This window comes from Elusimicrobiota bacterium (assembly GCA_016182905.1).
Lineage (GTDB): Bacteria > Elusimicrobiota > Elusimicrobia > UBA1565 > UBA9628 > GWA2-66-18.
This window is the reverse complement of sequence record JACPFR010000005.1, coordinates 231,277-248,867: the sequence shown is the minus strand read 5'-3', so window position 1 is coordinate 248,867 and position 17,591 is coordinate 231,277. Positions and strand designations below refer to the sequence as shown.

At 73.2% G+C, this 17,591-nt stretch carries 15 protein-coding genes; 9 read left to right on the top strand and 6 right to left on the bottom strand.

Annotated elements, in window-relative coordinates; genetic code table 11:
• Position 1 precedes the first annotated feature (1 nt).
• The 5 genes from hxsB to HYV14_02385 form a co-directional block, all read right to left on the bottom strand.
• A complete protein-coding gene (gene hxsB, locus HYV14_02405; GenBank protein ID MBI2384844.1) occupies positions 2-1,498 on the bottom strand; it encodes a His-Xaa-Ser system radical SAM maturase HxsB in 1,497 nt (498 codons plus the stop codon).
• Complete coding sequence (hxsD, locus tag HYV14_02400; GenBank protein ID MBI2384843.1) at positions 1,495-2,094, bottom strand: His-Xaa-Ser system protein HxsD; 600 nt, start codon at positions 2,092-2,094, stop codon at positions 1,495-1,497. The genes hxsB and hxsD overlap by 4 nt, the downstream gene beginning before the upstream one ends.
• A 99-nt stretch (positions 2,095-2,193) precedes the next feature.
• The gene (locus tag HYV14_02395) at positions 2,194-2,493 is read right to left on the bottom strand and encodes a helix-turn-helix domain-containing protein (GenBank protein MBI2384842.1); all 300 of its coding nucleotides are present in this window, start codon (positions 2,491-2,493) and stop codon (positions 2,194-2,196) included.
• A 35-nt stretch (positions 2,494-2,528) separates the two neighbouring features.
• Positions 2,529-3,773: a hypothetical protein gene (locus HYV14_02390; protein ID MBI2384841.1), complete on the bottom strand. Its 1,245-nt coding sequence runs from the start codon at positions 3,771-3,773 to the stop codon at positions 2,529-2,531.
• Between the two features lie 44 nt (positions 3,774-3,817).
• Positions 3,818-7,258 carry a 4Fe-4S binding protein gene (locus HYV14_02385; protein ID MBI2384840.1) on the bottom strand — a complete coding sequence of 1,147 codons (3,441 nt, stop codon included), beginning with the start codon at positions 7,256-7,258 and terminating at the stop codon, positions 3,818-3,820.
• A 44-nt stretch (positions 7,259-7,302) separates the two neighbouring features.
• Between HYV14_02385 and HYV14_02380 the strand changes: the two genes are divergently transcribed.
• Positions 7,303-8,232: a radical SAM protein gene (locus HYV14_02380; GenBank protein ID MBI2384839.1), complete on the top strand. Its 930-nt coding sequence runs from the start codon at positions 7,303-7,305 to the stop codon at positions 8,230-8,232.
• Here the strand turns inward: HYV14_02380 and HYV14_02375 are convergent.
• Entirely contained in the window at positions 8,229-8,786 is a 558-nt protein-coding gene (locus HYV14_02375) for a hypothetical protein (GenBank protein ID MBI2384838.1), read from the bottom strand. The genes HYV14_02380 and HYV14_02375 overlap by 4 nt on opposite strands.
• 122 nt (positions 8,787-8,908) lie before the next feature.
• On the opposite strand from HYV14_02375, the gene HYV14_02370 reads away from it, so the two are divergent.
• The 8 genes from HYV14_02370 (at position 8,909) to HYV14_02335 (ending at position 17,557) form a co-directional block, all read left to right on the top strand.
• Positions 8,909-10,159 (top strand): hypothetical protein, encoded by a 1,251-nt coding sequence (locus HYV14_02370; protein ID MBI2384837.1) that lies wholly within the window; start codon positions 8,909-8,911, stop codon positions 10,157-10,159.
• On the top strand, positions 10,156-10,503 hold the full coding sequence (locus HYV14_02365; GenBank protein MBI2384836.1) for a hypothetical protein: 348 nt from the start codon (positions 10,156-10,158) through the stop codon (positions 10,501-10,503). Before HYV14_02370 ends, HYV14_02365 begins: the two co-directional genes overlap by 4 nt.
• Positions 10,493-11,929 (top strand): GMC family oxidoreductase, encoded by a 1,437-nt coding sequence (locus tag HYV14_02360; protein ID MBI2384835.1) that lies wholly within the window; start codon positions 10,493-10,495, stop codon positions 11,927-11,929. The genes HYV14_02365 and HYV14_02360 overlap by 11 nt, the downstream gene beginning before the upstream one ends.
• Positions 11,926-12,570 (top strand): hypothetical protein, encoded by a 645-nt coding sequence (locus HYV14_02355; GenBank protein ID MBI2384834.1) that lies wholly within the window; start codon positions 11,926-11,928, stop codon positions 12,568-12,570. The genes HYV14_02360 and HYV14_02355 overlap by 4 nt, the downstream gene beginning before the upstream one ends.
• A gap of 1 nt (position 12,571) precedes the next feature.
• Complete coding sequence (locus HYV14_02350) at positions 12,572-13,816, top strand: FAD-dependent oxidoreductase (GenBank protein ID MBI2384833.1); 1,245 nt, start codon at positions 12,572-12,574, stop codon at positions 13,814-13,816.
• Positions 13,813-15,234, top strand: a complete 1,422-nt coding sequence (locus HYV14_02345) for an FAD-binding oxidoreductase (protein ID MBI2384832.1) — start codon at positions 13,813-13,815, stop codon at positions 15,232-15,234. Before HYV14_02350 ends, HYV14_02345 begins: the two co-directional genes overlap by 4 nt.
• Positions 15,225-15,983, top strand: coding sequence for a glycerophosphodiester phosphodiesterase (locus HYV14_02340; protein MBI2384831.1), 759 nt, complete (start codon positions 15,225-15,227; stop codon positions 15,981-15,983). Before HYV14_02345 ends, HYV14_02340 begins: the two co-directional genes overlap by 10 nt.
• Positions 15,984-16,156: 173 nt before the next feature.
• The gene (locus HYV14_02335; protein MBI2384830.1) at positions 16,157-17,557 is read left to right on the top strand and encodes a tryptophanase; all 1,401 of its coding nucleotides are present in this window, start codon (positions 16,157-16,159) and stop codon (positions 17,555-17,557) included.
• Positions 17,558-17,591 lie beyond the last annotated feature (34 nt).

The window sequence follows — 17,591 nt, the reverse complement described above, 5'->3', positions numbered from 1 at the left end:
CTCAGCCTCGTTGATACAGCGCGGCGGACTTCTCGCTCTCTCCCTTCCTGACCTTGAGCCAGGAGCGGAAGATCTTCTCGTTCCTCTTGTCCCGCAGGCGGTCGAACAGGATGTCGAGCACGCCCATGCTGATCTTGCAGCGGGAGTTCGTCGGCATGCGGCCGGTGATGTCGCCCTGCTCCTTGTAGCACTGCACGGGGCAGACGCCGCAGTACGGCTTGTAGGCGCACTGCGAGCACTCGACCTGGTTGTCGAGGTTGGAGGCCACCGCCAGCGCCCGGACGACGGGATGGCCCGCCGACTCGGCGTAGGTTCCCTCCCCGGCCTTGCCGATGAGGAAGGTGTCGTCGCCCATGCGGTTGAGCATGCGGCCCTCGTCGCAGGTGAAGACGGAGCCGTCGAAGTTGTACGCCATCTGGCCGATGCCCGCCCCGCACGGGGAGCGCAGGTCCAGGTAGTTGGGGTCGTCGTCGGTCAGGATCTTGGCGAGGTACAGCCGGGCGGTCTGCTCGAAGAACGGCCGGCGCAGGGAGCGCTCGCGGTTGAGCTCGAGGACGCGGTCGAGGGCCTTCTCGTAGAAGGCGAGGAACTCCTCGGGGCCGTAGCCGATCTTGTTCCAGGTGGCCACCGCCATGCCGTAGGGGTTCAGAGGCCGGAGGAATACGCCGCGCGCGCCGATCGAGGCGTACTCGTCGACGATCTCGCGGGGCTGGCTCAGCGACAGCCGCGTGACCGTCAGGAGCGCGTCGATGCGGAACATCTTGGCGCGCGTCTTCTTGTCGATCTTGCGGAACCACTTCGTCGCCTCGGCGTGGCTGGCCCCGGAGCTCCAGGGGCGGTTGCGGTCGTGGAGCGCCGCCGGGCCGTCGATGGACGTGCAGAAGTTGACGCCCCGGGCCAGCAGCCACTTCATCTTCTCGTCGTCCATGAGGCTCAGGTTCGTGACGAGGTTCAGCCACAGGCTCTTGCCCGCGGTCTTGTTCTTCTCGGCCGCGTACTCGGCGATGAATCTGACCACCGGCCAGTTCGCCAGGGGCTCGCCGCCCTGGAACTCGATGGTGATGGCGGAGCTGGGGCTCTCGAAGATCCGGTCGACGACCTTGCGCGCCGTCTCCTCGGTCATGTCGGTCGAGGCGTCGGCCATGCCGAGCGCGCTGGCGTGGCAGTACAGGCAGCGGTGGTTGCAGCGCAGGGTCGTGACGATCACGTGGAGGGTCGGGCCCTGCCACAGGAACTTGTTGCGCTTCGCCCAGACGGAGGCGATGGCGTCGAAATCCATCTGGTCGCGGATGAAGCCGTCGGCCTTGAGCTTCTCGTACGCCGGATCGCCGGCCTCGAGCTTCCCGGCGATGAACGCCAGGAACTTGTCGTGATCCAGGAGCTGGTGGCGTCCGAGGTCGTTGGTGACGAGCATCCCCCCGGCCAGCTTCCGGAAGCGGAAGGGGCCCGTCTTGACGGGGTCGAGGGCGGGGATCCCTGCGGCGGCGGGAGCGCTCATTTGCGCTTCGCCTTGGCCGCCTTCGCCTTGGGGACTTTCGGGGCCTCGTCCTTCTTGTCCTTGCCGCCGAACGCCTCCTCCCAAGGCACCGACACCCCGAGGGGATCGGCCGCGCCGTCCCCGCTCTCGATCTCGGCCAGCAGGCGGTCGATCTCCTTCTCCAGGGCGGCGTCGATCTGAGGCGCCGCGGGCGGCGGCGGCGGCGCGGACTCGACGCACTCCGGGCACGGCGCGCCGGCGTCCGCGGCGGCCGGGACGGCCGGGGCGGAGGACGAGGACACCAGCGCGGCGGGCTGGGCCGAGACCAGCGCCTTGGTCACGATGAACTCGCGGATCTTCTGGTTGGAGGCCGAGATGCGCTGACGCAGCACCTGGTGGATGAGCTCGTTGTCGAACTCCCCCTTCAGCTCGACGCGCGCCGACGGCGCGGCGCCCGCCTTGACCGTCATGACGACCTTGAGCCGCTCCGGCTCGGAACGCTCGACGCGCACGTACGCGCGGTCGGTGAAGACGTAGACGGCGTTCTGCACGGCCTCGAGCGGATAGAGGTTCTCGTCCAGTTCGAAGGCGATCTCGGCGTTTTCGCTGGTGGGCATTGTTTCCTCGCGGATGGAGAGTCGGACGGGAGCGGGCTCGTCGTTATGGTAGCGGCTTACCCGCGCACGGGCCATTCTATTTTGTGCCTTGGATGAGAATCACGCGGCCGCCTTGGCGCGCTCGATCCCGATGACCCGGTACACGGTTTTCGGCGACACGCCCAGGCGTTTGGCGATGTTCACGATGCTCACGCCCTGGGTCCGCCAGGAGCGGATGCAGTCGTCGCGGAAGCGGCAGACGGAGCAGCGGAGGTTGCTGCCGGCCTTGGGGATCCACAGACGGCGGCCGCCGAAGGCGGCCTGAAGGGCCGCCAGGCGCCGGCTTCCGAGGAGCTTGAGCAGGCGGGCGGCGTCGCTGTCGACGGGCTGGAGCGAGGATTGGCAGCGGGTCCTGGTCACGCGACCGGGAAACGCAACGGAACGGCCACGCCCTCTTATCGCGCGGAGGGAGCGTCCTCCGCCGGAACGGCCTTCTTCGGCTTCGGCGCGGGCTTCGGGATCGGCCGGCCTTCCTGCAGCGCCTTCAGCATCTCGGTGACCTCCGGCGACTGGGCCTGCATCGGTTCGCCCTTTTTGAACTGAGGCTTGGGCTGGCTCCGGACCTTGAGCTCGGCCGCGAGCGCCTTCCGGGCCTCCGCCTCGGCCCTGGCCTTGACGGCCTCGGCGTTCTTGGCGTGCTTCGCGGACTCGGCCGCCGCCAGCTTCGCCGCCTTTTCCTCGCTCTCGGCCTTGGCGCGGGCGAGATCGGTCGCGGCCCGGCTCGCGGCGGAATCCGCTTCGGCCTTGAGGCTCGCGATGGCCGCCTCCGCCTTCGCCCGACGAGCGGCCTCGGCCGCGGCCTGAGCCGCGGCCTCCTTCGCGGCCTTCGCCTTGGCCTCGGCCTCGGCCTGGCTCCGCAGCTCCTGCCCGCGGGCGAGGCCCTTGGCCTCCGCGGCGACGCGGGCGCACAGCGAGCGCGTGAAGCGCGCCTTCAGGCCGTCGCACGCCTTCGGCGACCTCGCCGCGAGCGCCTGGCACGAGGGCGACGCGGCGCACTGGGCGGGGCTGCGCGCGCCGGCCGCCAGGGACGCGCGCCCGCGGCAGAGATGGCGTGCGTCGGCGTCGCTGATCCTGCCGCAGTCCGCGGGGACGCCGGCCCACCGGATCATGTGGTCCTCGCAGCGCTCCCCCGCCTCGAGCAGCCGCTCTCGCGCGAGCGCGGCGCAGGAGGACGCGGCGTTTCCGGAGCGGACCGCCGCGATCACGGCGGCGCAGCCCCGGTCGACGGCGGGCCCCGACTTGCCGTCGAGCTTGAACAGGTCGCGGCAGGCGCCGAGGGCGTCGCCGTTGCGCAGGGTCTGGAAGATGAACCGGTCGTCCAGCGCGGTGTCGCGGCAGCCCGCGACGCTCTGCGCTCCCCACCCTCGGATGCCGCCGAGCGCCGCGCATCCGCCGGGCGCCCCCTGCAGGTCCCGGCACGCGGCGTAGTCCAGGAGATCGCGGATCTCGGCGCTGGAGCAGGTCGCCAGGTCCGAGCGGAGGGCGGCGTCGGCCAGGAGCTCGTCGACGCCGAAATCCGCCTTGGAGCAGCGGGCGAACAGCCTCTGGCTCGCCTCGGCGGCGGCGGCGGGAGCGGTCTCAGGCGCGGCGGCGTACGCGGGCCCGGCGAACAGAGACGCGAGGAGGATTCGGGATATCATGGCCTAGTTTAATCCCGGCGCGGGCGCCGCGTCTATGATGGACGTCATGCGACGGGCGCCAGTTCGGAGGAGCCGAACAGGGCGAGGTAGAGCGCCCAGGTGCGCGGGCAGGCGTCGCGGACCGCGCAGCCGCGGCACGCCGGCGCCTCCGGGCGGGAGCCGGCGCGCCGCGGATCGAGAGACTCCTCGAGGCGGCGGAGATCGTCGACGCGGAACCGCGCCCAGCCCCCGCCGGAGTCCGGTCCCGTCCGCTGGTCCGCGTCGAGATGGCAGAAGGGGACGCCTTCGGTGGAGGCGGCGACGCCCGCCGCGGCCGCGGCGCGCAGCGCCGCGCGGATCCCCGGCGAGGCGTCGCCCAGGCGGGCCAGCGCCTCGGCCCGGAGGCCGGCTGCGGCCTCCACCGGCCGCGGGAAGCAGAACTGGACGCGGCGCGCTCCGAGCCGCGCGGCCAGCTCCGCGACCGGGACCAGCCGCGACAGGTTCCTCCGGACCGCCGGGACGACGAGCACGACCTCGCGTTCCGCCGTCACGGCCGCGCGCGCGCCGGCGAGCGTCTCGCGCAGCGACCCGGGGCGGCCGGTCAGCGCGTCGTGCGTCGCCTCGTCCGCCGCGAACACGGTGATCTCGAAGGCGTCGATCAGCCCCATGAGGCTCGCCCGGGTCCCGGCGCGCGACAGGCTCCGCCCGCTGGTCTGGAGCTGGATGAAGCGGTAGCCTATCGCGCGGGCGCGGCGCAGGAGCTCCGGCAGGTCCGGCCGGAGGGTCGCCTCCCCCCTCATGATCACGAGCTCGGAGCACCCGGCCTCGCGCCCCCGGGAGAGGGCGCGCGCGGCGTCCTCGAAGGAGCGGTCGGGAAGATGGGCGATGTCCGCGATGGGCGCGTGGGCGGGGTCGCCGTCGTCCCGCGCGGTCAGACGCAGCATCAGGCGCCGGCCGCCCGGCCGGGCCGCGAGGGCCGCGTCCCCCTCGTCCCGGCGCGCGGCCGCGCGGCGGGCGACGAAAGGCCCCAGGACCAGGACGCCGGCCTCGGGCATGCCGAGGAAGGCGTCCACGGCGTCCGCGGGCGAGCAGACGATCGGCTCTCCCCGGCGGTTGAAGGAGGTGTTGAGCACCATGGGCACTCCGGTCAGCGCGTCGAACTCCGCGATGAGCTCGCGGTAGAGCGGGCTCGACGCGGCGTGGACCGACTGCGGGCGGCTCGTCCCGTCGACGTGCGCCACGGCCGGCACGAGCGCCGCCTTGCCGCGCCGCAGCCGCCGGGCGAAGAGCATGAAGCGCGAGTCGAAGCCGTCCTCGAACCACTCGGCCTCGCGGCCGGCGAGGAGGGAAGGCCCGAAGGGCCTCCAGGGCTCGCGGTCCTTGATCCGGTTGACGCGCGCGTGCATGTCCGCGCGCCGGGGATCGGCGAGGATGCTGCGCGAGCCGAGCGCGCGCGGCCCGAACTCCGCGCGCCCCTGGAACCAGCACACGACCTCGCCCTCCGCCAGCAGCGCCGCGGCGTCGCGGGCGACGGAGGCGGAGCGCTCGTAGGCGAGGCCGGCGCGCTCGAGGGCCGCGCGGAGCTCGTCCTCCGCGAAGGCCGGGCCGAGGGCGGCGCCCGCGAGCTCCCGCGCCGGCGGCGCCCCGAGCAGGGCCGCCGCCTCGAGCGCCGCGCCGAGCGCCGTGCCCGCGTCGTTGGCCGCGGGCTGGACGAACAGCGCGCGCGGCCGGAACGTCCGGCGGATCAGCTCGTTCAAGCGGCAGTTGAGGGCCACGCCTCCGGCGAGGCATAGCGACGCTCCGCGCGGCACGCCGGCGTCCTTGAGCACGCCCAGCACGGTCTTCTCGAGCGCGGCCTGCAGCGACGCCGCCAGGCCCTTGTGGGCTTTCCTCAGCGGCGCGCCCGGCGCGCGGGCCAGCGCCTTGAAGCGCTCGGCGAGCCCGCGCTCGTGGATGGAGTAGACGCCGCGCGCCCGACGAGAGAGGAACCGCGACAAGCCGCGACGCGGCCGGCCGAAGGACGCCAGGGCCATGACGCTGCCCTGACCGTGCGCGCCGAAGCCGAGGAGGCGGGTCACGGTCTCGTACACGCCGCCGATGGAGCGGTCGGTGAGGCTGAGGATTTCCGAGACGCGGCGCAGGCGCCCGCGCGCGCCGCGGAACACCGCTGCGGTCTCGCGGTCGCCGCGCCCGTCGACGGTCAGCACCCAGGAGTCCTTCTGTCCCGAGACGCGCCACGCGGACGCCGCGTGGCTGAGATGATGGGGCACGAAGACGAGCCGCCCCGCGCGCAGGACCGGGATCGGAGCGCCGTCCTCGTGCGCGCGGTAGGCGCGGCGGTAGCGCGCGGGGATGCCGTTGACCGCGATGGCGTCCATGTCGTCGAGCGTGAGGCCGCGCTCGGAGAGCAGCGCCCCGGCCGCGCGGCGGCACAGGACCTCCTCGAGGCACAGCGTGGGGTCGGCGGCGAGGCTCGCGCCGGCGCGCCCGTGATGGCGCACGCGCGAGAGGCGCTCCTCCTCCACCGCGCCCGCGACCGCTCCGTCCTCGAGCAGGGCCGCCGCGTGCTCCTGCATGGTGGTCACGGCCAGGCCCAGGATCCATCTCGGCTCCCCCTTCGGCCCGGGCTTCGGCAGGAGATACGAGGGCGGGAAGAGCGCGGGCAGGGCCGGCCCCGGCGCGCCGCGCAGGCGGGACAGCCAGCCCGGACGGTCCGCGAGGGCCGCGCCGGTCGTCGCGCTCGAGGGCCCGTACGCCGGACGCAGCGCGTCGACGGGGCAGGCCTCGACGCAGTCGAAGCAGCGCAGGCAGCTCTCGACGCCGCCCGGCGCGAACGTCCCCTTCCCCGTCAGGCTGCGCGCCGGGCACACCTCGGCGCACAGGCCGCAGGCGTCGCAGCGCGCCGCGTCGACGACGACGGGGACCGCCGCGGGAGCCGCCGCGATCGTCGGCCGCCGCGCGACGCCCCACTCGAGGCCGTCGAGGAGCACGTCCGCCTCGGGGAGCGGAGCCTCCCGGGCGCCGTCCAGCGCGGCCTTCAGCCAGGCCAGAGCCCGCGGCTCGCTCGACGCGGCGGCGATGCGCGCGGGGCGCACCCCGCGCGCGCCGCCCGGACGCGGCCAGGTGATCAAGGCCGCGCCGGCTCCGGCGCGGGCCAAGACGTCCGCCTCCACGCGCGCGGCGTCGGCCGCCTCGTCGAGGATCTCGCCGAGCGCGACGGTCCAGAGCGCCCGCCGGCGCCGGTCCTCGAACGCGCCGCCCGCCTTCAGGCCCGGCGCCCTCTCGAGCCGGCACGGCAGCAGCGGCGACAGCTCGCCGCGCAGCCAGGTCAGCGCGCGCGAGGCGGCGTCGCCGTCGAGGTCGTCGTCCGTCCGCAGCAGCGCGCCGCCGTCCTCGAGGACGAGGATGAAGCGGCGCAGGCCCCGCGCGGCGAGGCCCGCGACGAGCTCGCGCGGCTCGAGCCGGGTGCCGAAGTGGTCCGTCACCGGCCGAGGAATCCGCATCATCGCGCCGCGTATTGTATACAATGCGCCGAGAAACACAACCGACGATGGCGAACCTCGGCTACATCCAGGTCGTGCGGCGCTGCAACCAGCGCTGCCGCTTCTGCTCGAACCCGGTCAACGAGCGCGCGCTCACGCTCGCCGCGGGCAAGAGGCTCATCGACGGCTACCGCCGCAAGGGCTACGACGGCGTCATCCTCACCGGCGGCGAGCCCACGCTGTACAAGGGCCTCCGGGAGCTGATCGCCTACGCCGCGCGCAAGGGCATGCCCTGCCGCCTGATCACCAACGGCCAGCTCACCTCGGACCCGGCCTTCCTCGACGGCCTCATCGACGCGGGGCTTTCGCATCTGCACGTCAGCGTGCACAGCCACCGCAAGGAGGTGCAGGCCGATCTGACGGGCAACCCCGAGTCCCTGGCGAACATCGTGCGCACTTTGGCGCGCCTGAGCCGGCGCGCGGTGAGCGTCGACGTCAATCAGACCGTCTGCGCCCAGAACGCGGACCACATCCACGAGACCGCGCGGTGGCTCTGCGCGCGCTTCCCGTATCTCAAGCACTTCTCGTGGACCTACCTGGACCCGCTGGTCGAGCGCGTGGCCTCGGACCGGGGGACCGTGCCCGCCTTGCGGAGCACCAAGCGCTCGCTGCTCCTGGCCATGCGCTTCCTCGAACGGACCGGACGCACCTTCCGCCTGGAGAAGGTCCCCCTCTGCTACATGGGCGAGTTCGGGCACTGCTCCACCGAGACCCGCGCCATCGTGAAGGGCGAACAGCGCGCCGTGGATTTCCTCGATTCCCGCGTGCACTACCGCGAGCGGGCCTGGCGCTACGGCAAGGGCGCCGCGTGCCGGAAGTGCTCGCTGACCTCGATCTGCGCCGGGCTGTGGGACATGGGCGGAGCCTACGATCCGGCCGAGCTCGTCGCCCAAGCGAGCGACCCGAGGAAGATCATCCGGCGCGTCCTCGCGCGTTAGCGCGGGCAGCACCAGATGCGCGTGGAGGAGTCGTTCTTCTTGAGCGTCATCCAGTCCTCGGAGCCCGTCGTCGGGTTGAGGGCGCGCACCTGCGTGGTGGTCTGGCCGGGGCCCGCCTCGGCGATGACCGCGCCGCCGCGGTTCTGGTACGACCAGCCCTCGATGTAGAAGCCCGGGGTGAAGGTCGCGTACTGCGTGCCGCTGCAGACCACGCCCTGCGTCACGTCGGCCACGCCGCAGCCGACCGAGCTGATCTTCACGTAGCCGGCCGAGACGTCGACGTTCCCCACGACCGACAGCTTCTGGGTCGGAGTCGTCGTGCCGATACCGACGCGGGTGCCGGCGCCGTCGCGCGCGAGGTAGGTGTCTCCGGTGGTGATCATCTGGGTGTACACGCCGGAAGGGGCGGGATAATAGGTGCTGAGGGTCACGCTCTCGGAGTTGAGGTCGCCGACCGCGCACAGCAGCAGCATCGCCGCGAGCGGCACGCGCCAGGTGCGCGGTCCGTAGACGAAGCTCACGTCGAGATTCAAGCGGATGGTGCGTTTTTCCACGGGTCCTCCCTGCCTCCTGAGTGTAGCCCCCGGGCCGCCGGCCGCCTATGACCGATATCATAGTCTCGAAGCCTCGTCGGCGCTAGTGTTGCATGTGAAGCCCTGGCGTTCTTAGGAGAGACATGCGCATGATGCGGGCGTACGGCTGGGTGTTCCTGGGGACCGGAGTCGTCTTCGTCGCCGCCCCGGCCGGACTGAGCCGCCTGCTGGGGCTGCCGAACGGGGGCCCCGGGCTGTGGCTGGGGCTCGCCGGCTCCTTGATGGCCGTCATCTCCCTGCTCTCTTTCCAGATCGCGGCGGACCCCTTCCTCGACTCCCGGTGGGACCTCCTCCTCCTCTCCAAGGCCGTCTCCTCCGTCCTGTTCGCGGCCTTCGCCGCCGCGGACCGCGACGCCGCCTTCCTCGTCGGGACCGCGGTGGATTCCGCCATCTTCGTCCACCTCGCCTTCCTCCGCGCCGGACTGGTCCGGCCCTACCATCCCCGCGCCGCGGGCGGCGCGCGTCTCAGCCAGGAAGCGTGGTTCGTGATGGCGACCGACCCCTCCGCGCGCCGCGGCTTCTGGGCGCGCTACGCCGTCTCGCGCGGGGGCGCGCAGTGCCGCGCCGTCCTGTTCGACAAGACGGCCGGGCGCGTCGCGCTCGAGACCTGGGAGCGCCCCGCCGCCGAGGTCGAGTCGGGCCCCGCGACGGCGTACCGCCTGGGGAGCTTCTCCCTCGCGCGCGGCCGCGCGGCCGGCCCCTCCTGGGACCTGTCCTGGCCCGAGGCCGAGGCCGGGACCATGGCTTTCGCGCCGCCCTTCCTCGCCGGCGCGGGCCTCGTGCGCGCAGGCTACGAATCGGCCGAGGGCCTGGTGCGCGCCTCCGGCGAGGCGCGCGTCGGCGGCCTGAGCGCCCGCTTCGAGCGCGCGCCTGCCGGCGTCGGCCACCTGTGGAGCCCGGGCGGGGCGCGGAGCTGGCGCTGGGCGCGGGCCGTGTTCGCGCGGCCCGACGGCGACGCCGTCTTCGAGCTGCTCACCGCCGACGCGCCGCTGCTCGGGCCGCTGAGCGTCCCGCTCACGGCGGCGCGCCTCGTCCATCAGGGCCGGGACCTCGCCTCCGCCGGCCTCCTCGCCTCGCTGTCCGCGCGCTCCGAGCTCCGCGGCGGAGCCTGGTCCTTCCGCGTCCGCTTCGGCGGCGTCGTCGTCGAGGGCGAATGCCGCCTCGACGAGAGCCTGCGCGCGGAGTTCCCCTACGACTCGCCCTCCGGCCCCGGCGTCTGCCGCACATCGATGACCGGCGCCATGCGCCTGACCGTCCGCGAAGGCGGCTTCCTGCTCGCCGAGCTCGACAGCCCCGAAGGAGCGATCGTCGAGCTCGCGGCGCCGGCCTCATGATCAGCCTCGCCTGCCTCCTCCCCCTCGCCCGCGGCTGCGCGCGTCACGCCGGCCTCGACGACCGCCGCGAGGTCCTGGCCGCGCGCCTGCGCTCGCGCCTGAGCCTGGCGCCGCGGTGGGCCCGCGCCTACTTCGGCGCCGGCGCGCTGTTCGTACGCTTCGCGGCGCCTTTCCTTTATCTCGGCCGCGCGCGGAGCTTCGCGGGCCTGACGGACGCGGAGCGCGAGCGGCTCCTCGGCCTGCTCCAGCGCGACGGACGCCCCGCCGCCCGGGCCGCCTTCCTGGGCGTCAAGACCATGCTGGCCGTCACGGTGTACCGTCCGAGAGGGACCGATGGCCGCTGAGCGCTGGGATTTCGTCGTCGCGGGCAGCGGCGCCGGCGGCGCCGCCGCCGCGTCGCGCCTCGTGTCGGGCGGCGCGCGCGTCCTGCTCGTGGAGGAAGGCCCCGTCGCGCGCCCGGCCGCGGACGCCTTCGAGGCCGTGCAGCGCTACTACGCCGACGGCGGCCTGCGCGCCGCTCTCGGGGACGGCCTGCTCCCGATCCCCACCGGGAGGACCGTCGGCGGGACGACGACGATCAACTCCGGCACCTGCCTGCGCCCGCCCGCGGACATCCTGTCGGGTTGGGAGCGCGCCTCCGGCGGCGCCTTCTCGGCGTCCGGCTTCGGCCGCCTCGTCGAGGACGCCTGGCGCGCCCTCAAGGCGAAGACCGCGCCGCCGGAGACGATGACGGCCGCGTCGAGGATCTTCCTGCGCGGGCTCGAACGGCTGGGCATACCCGGCGGGCACAACCTCGACCGCGCCGAGGACGGCTGCGTCGGCAGCGGGATGTGCTGCTTCGTCTGCCCGAAGGACGCGAAGGTGACTTCGTATAAAGCGTATTTGGCGGGGATCCAAGGAAAGACCGGCTTCGAATTGAGAAGCGGCACGACTCTCGTCGACATCGACGCGGGAACCGGCGGCGTGCGCGTGGGCCTCCGGTCCGCCGACGGGAAAAAGGGACGGGTTCAGGCGAGAGGCCTCGTGCTCGCCTGCGGCACGCTGGCCACGCCCTACTTCGTGCGCAAGTTCCGGCTCGGTCCGGCTTGGCGCGGGGCGGGCGCCGGGCTCTCCGTCCATCCCGCCGCCAAGGTGTTCGGGCTGTTCGACGAGAAGGTCGAGGGCTGGAAGGGCGTGCCGCAGGGTGCCGGCGTGGTCGACCCGTATGATCCCGCCATCCGCTACGAGGGCGTCTACGTCCCCCCGGAGATGTCGGCGATGACCGTGCCGCTCGAAGGGCGCGCGCTGAGCCGCTGGATGAGCGCCTACGCGCGCGCCGCGACCTTCGGCTTCATGATCCGCGACGAGAGCCGCGGCCGCGTGGACCATCCGCTCGGGCCCGCCCATCCCGTCGCGCGCTACCGGATGGGGCCGCGAGACTACGCCCGCATGGTCCGCGGCGCGCGCTTCACCGCGCGCGCGCTGCTCGCCGCGGGCGCCGAGCGCGTGCTCCTGCCGTTCAACATCGAGCTCAACGAGGCCGCCGACGAGCGCGCGCTCGCGGCCCTCCCGCTCGAGTCGGCCGGCCCCGCCGCCCTGCAGATGATGGCCTTCCACCCGCTCGGCACCTGCGGCGCCGGCCGCGTCGCCGGCTGGGACCAGAGCGCGGGCCCGGGCGTGACGATCGCCGACGGCTCGGTGGTGCCGGAGAGCCTGGGAGTCAACCCGCAGGTGACGATCGCGGCCTTCGGCCTGCGCGCGGCGGAGCTCATGCTGGGGGCCCGCGCGTGAGGCCCGACGACATGCGCCCGGCGACCTGGCGCGAGTATCTCGTCGGCGGCTCGGCGCTGGCCGCGGCGCTGGTGATCAACCAGTTCGCGGGACGCCTGGCCGACGCGAACGGGGAGAACGCCCACACCTCGCCCGACCTCCTGCTCGCCCGGCTGCCGCACTGGGACACCTCGGTCCTCTTCATCTACGGCTTCACCTTCCTCCTCCTCTGGCTCGTCTACGCCTCCCTCCGCTACGAGCGCCGCCGCATCCCGCGCATCCTCTGGGCCTACGCCGTCCTCGTCGTCGTGCGCTCCTTCTTCATCATCCTCACGCCGATGCGCACGCCGCCCGACCACGCGGTCGTGGCCGGCGACCCGCTGTTCGCCGTCTTCGGCCGCTTCCTGACCTTCGAGCACGACCTGTTCTTCTCGTCCCACACCGCCACGCCCTTCCTCGCCTTCCTCCTCTTCCGCGCTCCCTGGGTGAGCCTGAGCTTCCTGGCCGTCTCGATCCTGATGGCCGCGACGGTCCTCATCGGCCGCTTCCATTATTCCATAGACGTGTTCGCCGCCTTCTTCATCACCTACGCCGTGCACACGCTCGAGGCCAAGAACATCCAATACCTCTACGAGAAGCTGACCGGCATCCGGCGCGACTGACATGACCGTCCACGACCTGGCGATCATCGGCGGCGGCATCGCGGGGCTCGGCATCTTCGAGTGCGCCGCGCGCGCGGGCCTGAAGGCCGTGCTGGTCGACCGCGGGGCGCCGGGCCGGGAGACCACGGCCGTCACCAGCGGCCTCCTGCACGGCGGCCTGCGCTATCTCCCCTACGACGTCGGGACCTCCTGGCTCATGTGCCGCGAGATCGAGCGCCTGCGGGCCGAGCGCCCCGAGCTGCTGACCCGCCAGGAGTTCGTGTGGCCCGTGTACCGCGGCGACGGCCTGGGCCTGCGTCTCGTCGAGGCCCTTCACGACGAGTACGACCTGTTCGCGCGGCTGCGCGGCGCGCGCCGCCACGAGCGCCTCTCCCCCGCCGGGGCCGCCGCGCGCCTGCCCGGCCTGCGCGCGGACTCCCTGCTCGGCGCGGTGTCCTTCGACGAGTGGCGCGTCGACGTTCCCGGCCTCGTCGCCGCGCTCGCCCGCTCCGCGGTCGCGGCCGGAGGGGAGCTTCAGGAAGGCCGGCGCGTCGTCGGCCTGACCGTCCGCGGCGGCCGCGTCGCCTCGGCCGCGATCGACGGCGGACGCGGGGAGATCGCGGCCCGGGTCTTCGTCAACGCCGCGGGCCCCTGGGCCGAGGAGGTGGCGCGCCTGGCCGGCGCGTCGACGGTGAGGCTGCGCCTGCGCAAGGGCGTCCACCTCGTCATCCCCGGCGACCCTCCGCCGCGCGGCCTCATCTTCCCGGGACCGGGCGGCCGCCGCGTCGGCGCCTACCCCCGCCCGGGCGAGACCTGGGTCGGCCCCACCGACGTGCCTCACGACGGCCCGCCCGACGAGGCCCGCGTCCGCGCGCCGGAGCAGGAGGACCTGAGGCGCGCGCTCGCCCTCGTCCTGCCCGGGCTGGCCGCGCGTCCCTGCCGCGCGGTGATGGGCCTGCGTCCCATCCCCCATCGCTCCGGCGCCGCCTTCCTCCTCTCGCGCGAGCACCGGATCTTCGATCACGCCGGCGAGGGCCTCTCCAACCTCGTCACCGTCGCCGGAGGCAAGCTCACCACCTACCGGCCCATGGGCGAGGACGTCCTCGCCGCCGTCCTCGAGAAGCTGGGACGTCCGCCCGCGGCGCCCGCGCCCGTCGAGGCGGAGCGCGGCATGCCGTGGCCCCTGATCCGCGCGGGCGGCCTGGCGGCGTCGGCGGCGCTGCTGTCCGGCTTCGTCCTGCGCCGCGCGTTCACGGGGCGAAGATGAGCGCCGGCCTCCCCCTCGACGAGCTGTACGACGACCTCGGCGCCGGCGGGATCGCGACGGGCGCGGGCCTGCGCGCCTACGCCCGCGACTCCTGGCCGCAGGCCCTGGGCTGGGACGAGGCCCAGGTCTCGGGCCACGCCCCCTCCGCGGCCCTGCGTCCCGCGACCGAGGCGGCCGCCGCCGCGGCGCTCGCCTGGGCCGCCCGTCACGGCGTGACCATGGTGCCGCGCGGCGCGGGCTCCGGCGTGCTGGGTGCGGCGGTGCCGGCCCGCCCGGGCGCGGTCGTGCTCGACTCCGCTCGCCTCAAGGACTTCGAGCTGCGCCTCGACGCGGCGGAGCCCGTCGTGCGCGCGGGCGCCGGCTGGCTCGGCGGAGAGCTCGAGCGGCGGCTCCAGTTCCTCGGCTGGTCGCTGATGAATTTCCCGCAGTCGATGGAGGACTCCACCGTCGGCGGCTGGATCGCGACCGACGCCTTCGGCCAGCTCTCCACCCGCTACGGCGGCGTGCGCGCCCAGGTCCGCGGCGTGCGCGTCGCCGAGCTCGACGGGTCGGTGCGGCCCGAGAGCGCCGCCGCCCACCTCGGGGCCGAAGGGACCTTGGGCGCGATCGTCGAAGCGACCTTGCGCGTGCGCCCGAGGCCCGCCTCACGCCGCCATTTCGCCTACGAGTTCCCCGGGCCCGAGGACGCGCTCGAGTGGGCGCAGGAGGCCATGACCAAGAACGGCCCGCCCTCGGTGCTCCGCCTGTACGGCCCGGTCGACGCCTTCTTCAACGGCCTCAAGCGCTCCGGCGCGGGCTCCTCCGGGGCCATGCGCTCCCGCGTCGAGGCCCTCCTGCTCAAGCGCACCGACTGGCTCAACGCCCTGGCGCCGCTGCTCGGGCGCAGTTGGGTCGCGATCGCCGTCTACGAGGACGAGGAGCCGTATCGCGGCGCCGCCCCGCCCCCCGCCCGCGGGGCCCTCGACCTGGGCGAGGGCCCCTCCCGTCGCTGGTGGGACAGGCGCTACCACCTGAGCAAGGAGCGCCTGGAGCGCACCTTCGCCGCGGGCGGCTTCGTCGACACCGCCGATTTCTGGGCGCCGCTGGCCCTGCTGCCGCGCGTGGACGCGGCGGTGCGCGCGGCCATCCGCCCTCACGCGCTGAGCTTCTCCCACGTCTCGCATTTCGACGGGACGGGCGCCTGCCTGTACGTGACCTTCGCCGGCTCGGGCGGCGGACGTCACGCGGCCGCCTGGAACGACGCGTTGACGGCCGGCGCGGACGCCGGCGCCCGCGTCAACCATCACCACGGCATCGGCCTGGGCAAGCTCGACTGGATCAAGAACGTCTGGGGCCCGGCGCGGCTCGAGGCCTGGCGCGTGCACAAGTTCTCGCGCGATCCCTACGGCCTGCTCAACCCGGGGAAGATATGCCCATAGGAAGAACCAAGATGTACGCCCATCGCGGCGCCATGCTCACCTCGCCGGAGAACACGCTCGAGGCGCTGAGGCGCGCGAGGCTCGAGGGCGCGGACGGAATCGAGCTCGACGTCCAGCTCAGCGCCGACGGCGAGCCGTTCATCTTCCACGACGACCGCGCTTCGCGCGTGTGCGGCAAGGACGTCCTCGTCGCGAGGCTCAAGTGGCGCGAGCTCAAGGACCTCAAGGTGTTCGGCCGGTACGCCATCCCGCACCTCGACGACGCGCTCGAGGACATGCAGAGCTGGCCCGGGGCCGAGCTGTTCCTCGACCTGCACCAGCCGAGCGTGCCCTTGGCCGAGGAGACCGCCCGGCGCGCGGCGTCCTCGCCGGTGCGCGAGCGGACCTTCCTCCTCGACTTCTACAAGAGCCGCCATCTCCTGATCGCGGCCAAGAAGGCGGCCCCGTCGGTGCGCATCGCCGTGATGCCCGGCCCGCCCTGGGACGTCGAGGCCTCCTGCGACCTGGGCGCCGAGGCGATCTCGCTCGGCTGGGACGGCAAGCTCACGCGCGTCCTCTACCGCGCCGCCTGCGCGGTGTACGACCTGCCGGCCCAGGTCGCCGCCGCCAAGCGGCGAGGCGTCTGCGTGAGCGGCGGCGTCGCCAACGAGCCCGACGCGGTGCGCTTCTTCCTCGGCCAGGGCATGGACGGCATCTGGACCGACGACCTGCTCATGACGCGGAGGACGCTCGAAAAAACGGCGGCCTGAACCGCCGTCGTTCCCTTGCCTCCCCTGTTCGGTCCTCATTTCCCCCTCAGGGGTTTTGAGCACATACGTGCTCAAAACCCTCGTCGAGAGAATGGAATCCGACAGAGGCCGATAGCGCCGCCGAAAGGCCGCTCGCGGGCGCCTAGCCGGAATGTTGCAAGGGCACTGGCACCATGGCTACCCCCTCCACCCGCCTCTTGCCCGAGCCGTACCGCATCAAGATGATCGAGCCCATCCGCCGGCTGTCCGAGGCGGAGCGGCACGAGCGCCTGGCGGAGGCCGGCTACAACACCTTCCTCCTGCGCAGCGCCGACGTGTACATCGACCTGCTCACCGACTCGGGCACCAACGCGATGAGCGCGGCGCAGTGGGGCGCCATGATGGTCGGCGACGAGGCCTACGCCGGCAGCGAGAGCTTCGAGCGCCTGCAGGCCGCGATCAAGGACGTGTACGGCTTCCCTTATCTAGTGCCCACCCACCAGGGCCGCGGCGCGGAGAACCTGCTGTCCAAGGCGTGGATCGAGCCCGGCCAGGCCGTCGCCGGCAACATGTACTTCACCACGACCCGCGCCCACATCGAGCTCAACGGCGGCGTGTTCCACGACGTCATCGTCGACGAGGCGCACGACCCGGACGCCGAGCTCCCGTTCAAGGGCAACGTGGACCTCGAGAAGCTCGAGGCGCTGATCAAGAAGACCGGCCGCGCGGGCATGGCCTACGTCTGCGTCGGCGCCCCGGTCAACCTGGCCGGCGGCCAGCCCGTCAGCCTCGACAACCTGCGCAAGGTCTCCGCGCTGTGCAAGGCGAACGGAGTCCGCCTGGTCCTCGACGGCGCCCGGCTCGTGGAGAACTCGTACATGATCTCCCAGCGCGAGCCGGCCCAGAAGGGGCGACCCGTCGCCGAGATCCTCAAGGACATGTGCGCCGTCGTCGACGCCGTCGCGGTCAGCGCCAAGAAGGACGCCTACGTGAACATCGGCGGCTTCCTGGCCACGCGCGACAAGGGGCTCTACGACGAGGCGAGCAACCTGTGCGTGCTGTACGAGGGCCTGCACACCTACGGCGGCATGGCCGGACGCGACCTCGAGGCGCTGGCGGTCGGCGTGCGCGAGATGGTGCAGGACGACTGGATCGCCCATCGCGTGGCGCAGGTCGAGTATCTCGGCAAGCGCCTCGCCGAGGGCGGCGTGCCGATCGTGCGCCCCATCGGGGGCCACGCGGTGTTCGTCGACGCGAAGGCCTTCCTGCCGCACCTGACGCAGGACGACCTCCCCGCCCAGGCGCTGGCCGCCTGGATCTACCAGGCCACCGGCGTGCGCGCGATGGAGCGCGGCATGGTCTCCGCGGGACGCGACGAGAAGGGCCGCAACCACCGGCCGTCGCTGGAGCTGGTGCGCCTGACTTTGCCGAGGCGCGCGTACACGCAGACCCACCTCGACTTCGTCGCCGACGGCATCGCCCGCCTCCACGAGAAGCGCGCGGCCTTGCCGGGGCTCAAGTTCTCCTACGAGCCGCCGCGCCTGCGCTTCTTCCAGTCGCGCTTCGACGTCGCGCCCGCGAAGGTGAACGCCTGAGCCTGAAGGACGAGGACGACCTGTCCTGGTACGC

Coding starts and splice junctions, on each gene's coding strand:
- hxsB (MBI2384844.1), bottom strand. CDS start 1,498: ATGAGCGCTCCCGCCGCCGCAGGGATCCCCGCCCTCGACCCCGTCAAG.
- hxsD (MBI2384843.1), bottom strand. CDS start 2,094: ATGCCCACCAGCGAAAACGCCGAGATCGCCTTCGAACTGGACGAGAAC.
- HYV14_02390 (MBI2384841.1), bottom strand. CDS start 3,773: ATGATATCCCGAATCCTCCTCGCGTCTCTGTTCGCCGGGCCCGCGTAC.
- HYV14_02385 (MBI2384840.1), bottom strand. CDS start 7,258: ATGATGCGGATTCCTCGGCCGGTGACGGACCACTTCGGCACCCGGCTC.
- HYV14_02380 (MBI2384839.1), top strand. CDS start 7,303: ATGGCGAACCTCGGCTACATCCAGGTCGTGCGGCGCTGCAACCAGCGC.
- HYV14_02370 (MBI2384837.1), top strand. CDS start 8,909: ATGCGCATGATGCGGGCGTACGGCTGGGTGTTCCTGGGGACCGGAGTC.
- HYV14_02365 (MBI2384836.1), top strand. CDS start 10,156: ATGATCAGCCTCGCCTGCCTCCTCCCCCTCGCCCGCGGCTGCGCGCGT.
- HYV14_02360 (MBI2384835.1), top strand. CDS start 10,493: ATGGCCGCTGAGCGCTGGGATTTCGTCGTCGCGGGCAGCGGCGCCGGC.
- HYV14_02350 (MBI2384833.1), top strand. CDS start 12,572: ATGACCGTCCACGACCTGGCGATCATCGGCGGCGGCATCGCGGGGCTC.
- HYV14_02345 (MBI2384832.1), top strand. CDS start 13,813: ATGAGCGCCGGCCTCCCCCTCGACGAGCTGTACGACGACCTCGGCGCC.
- HYV14_02340 (MBI2384831.1), top strand. CDS start 15,225: ATGCCCATAGGAAGAACCAAGATGTACGCCCATCGCGGCGCCATGCTC.
- HYV14_02335 (MBI2384830.1), top strand. CDS start 16,157: ATGGCTACCCCCTCCACCCGCCTCTTGCCCGAGCCGTACCGCATCAAG.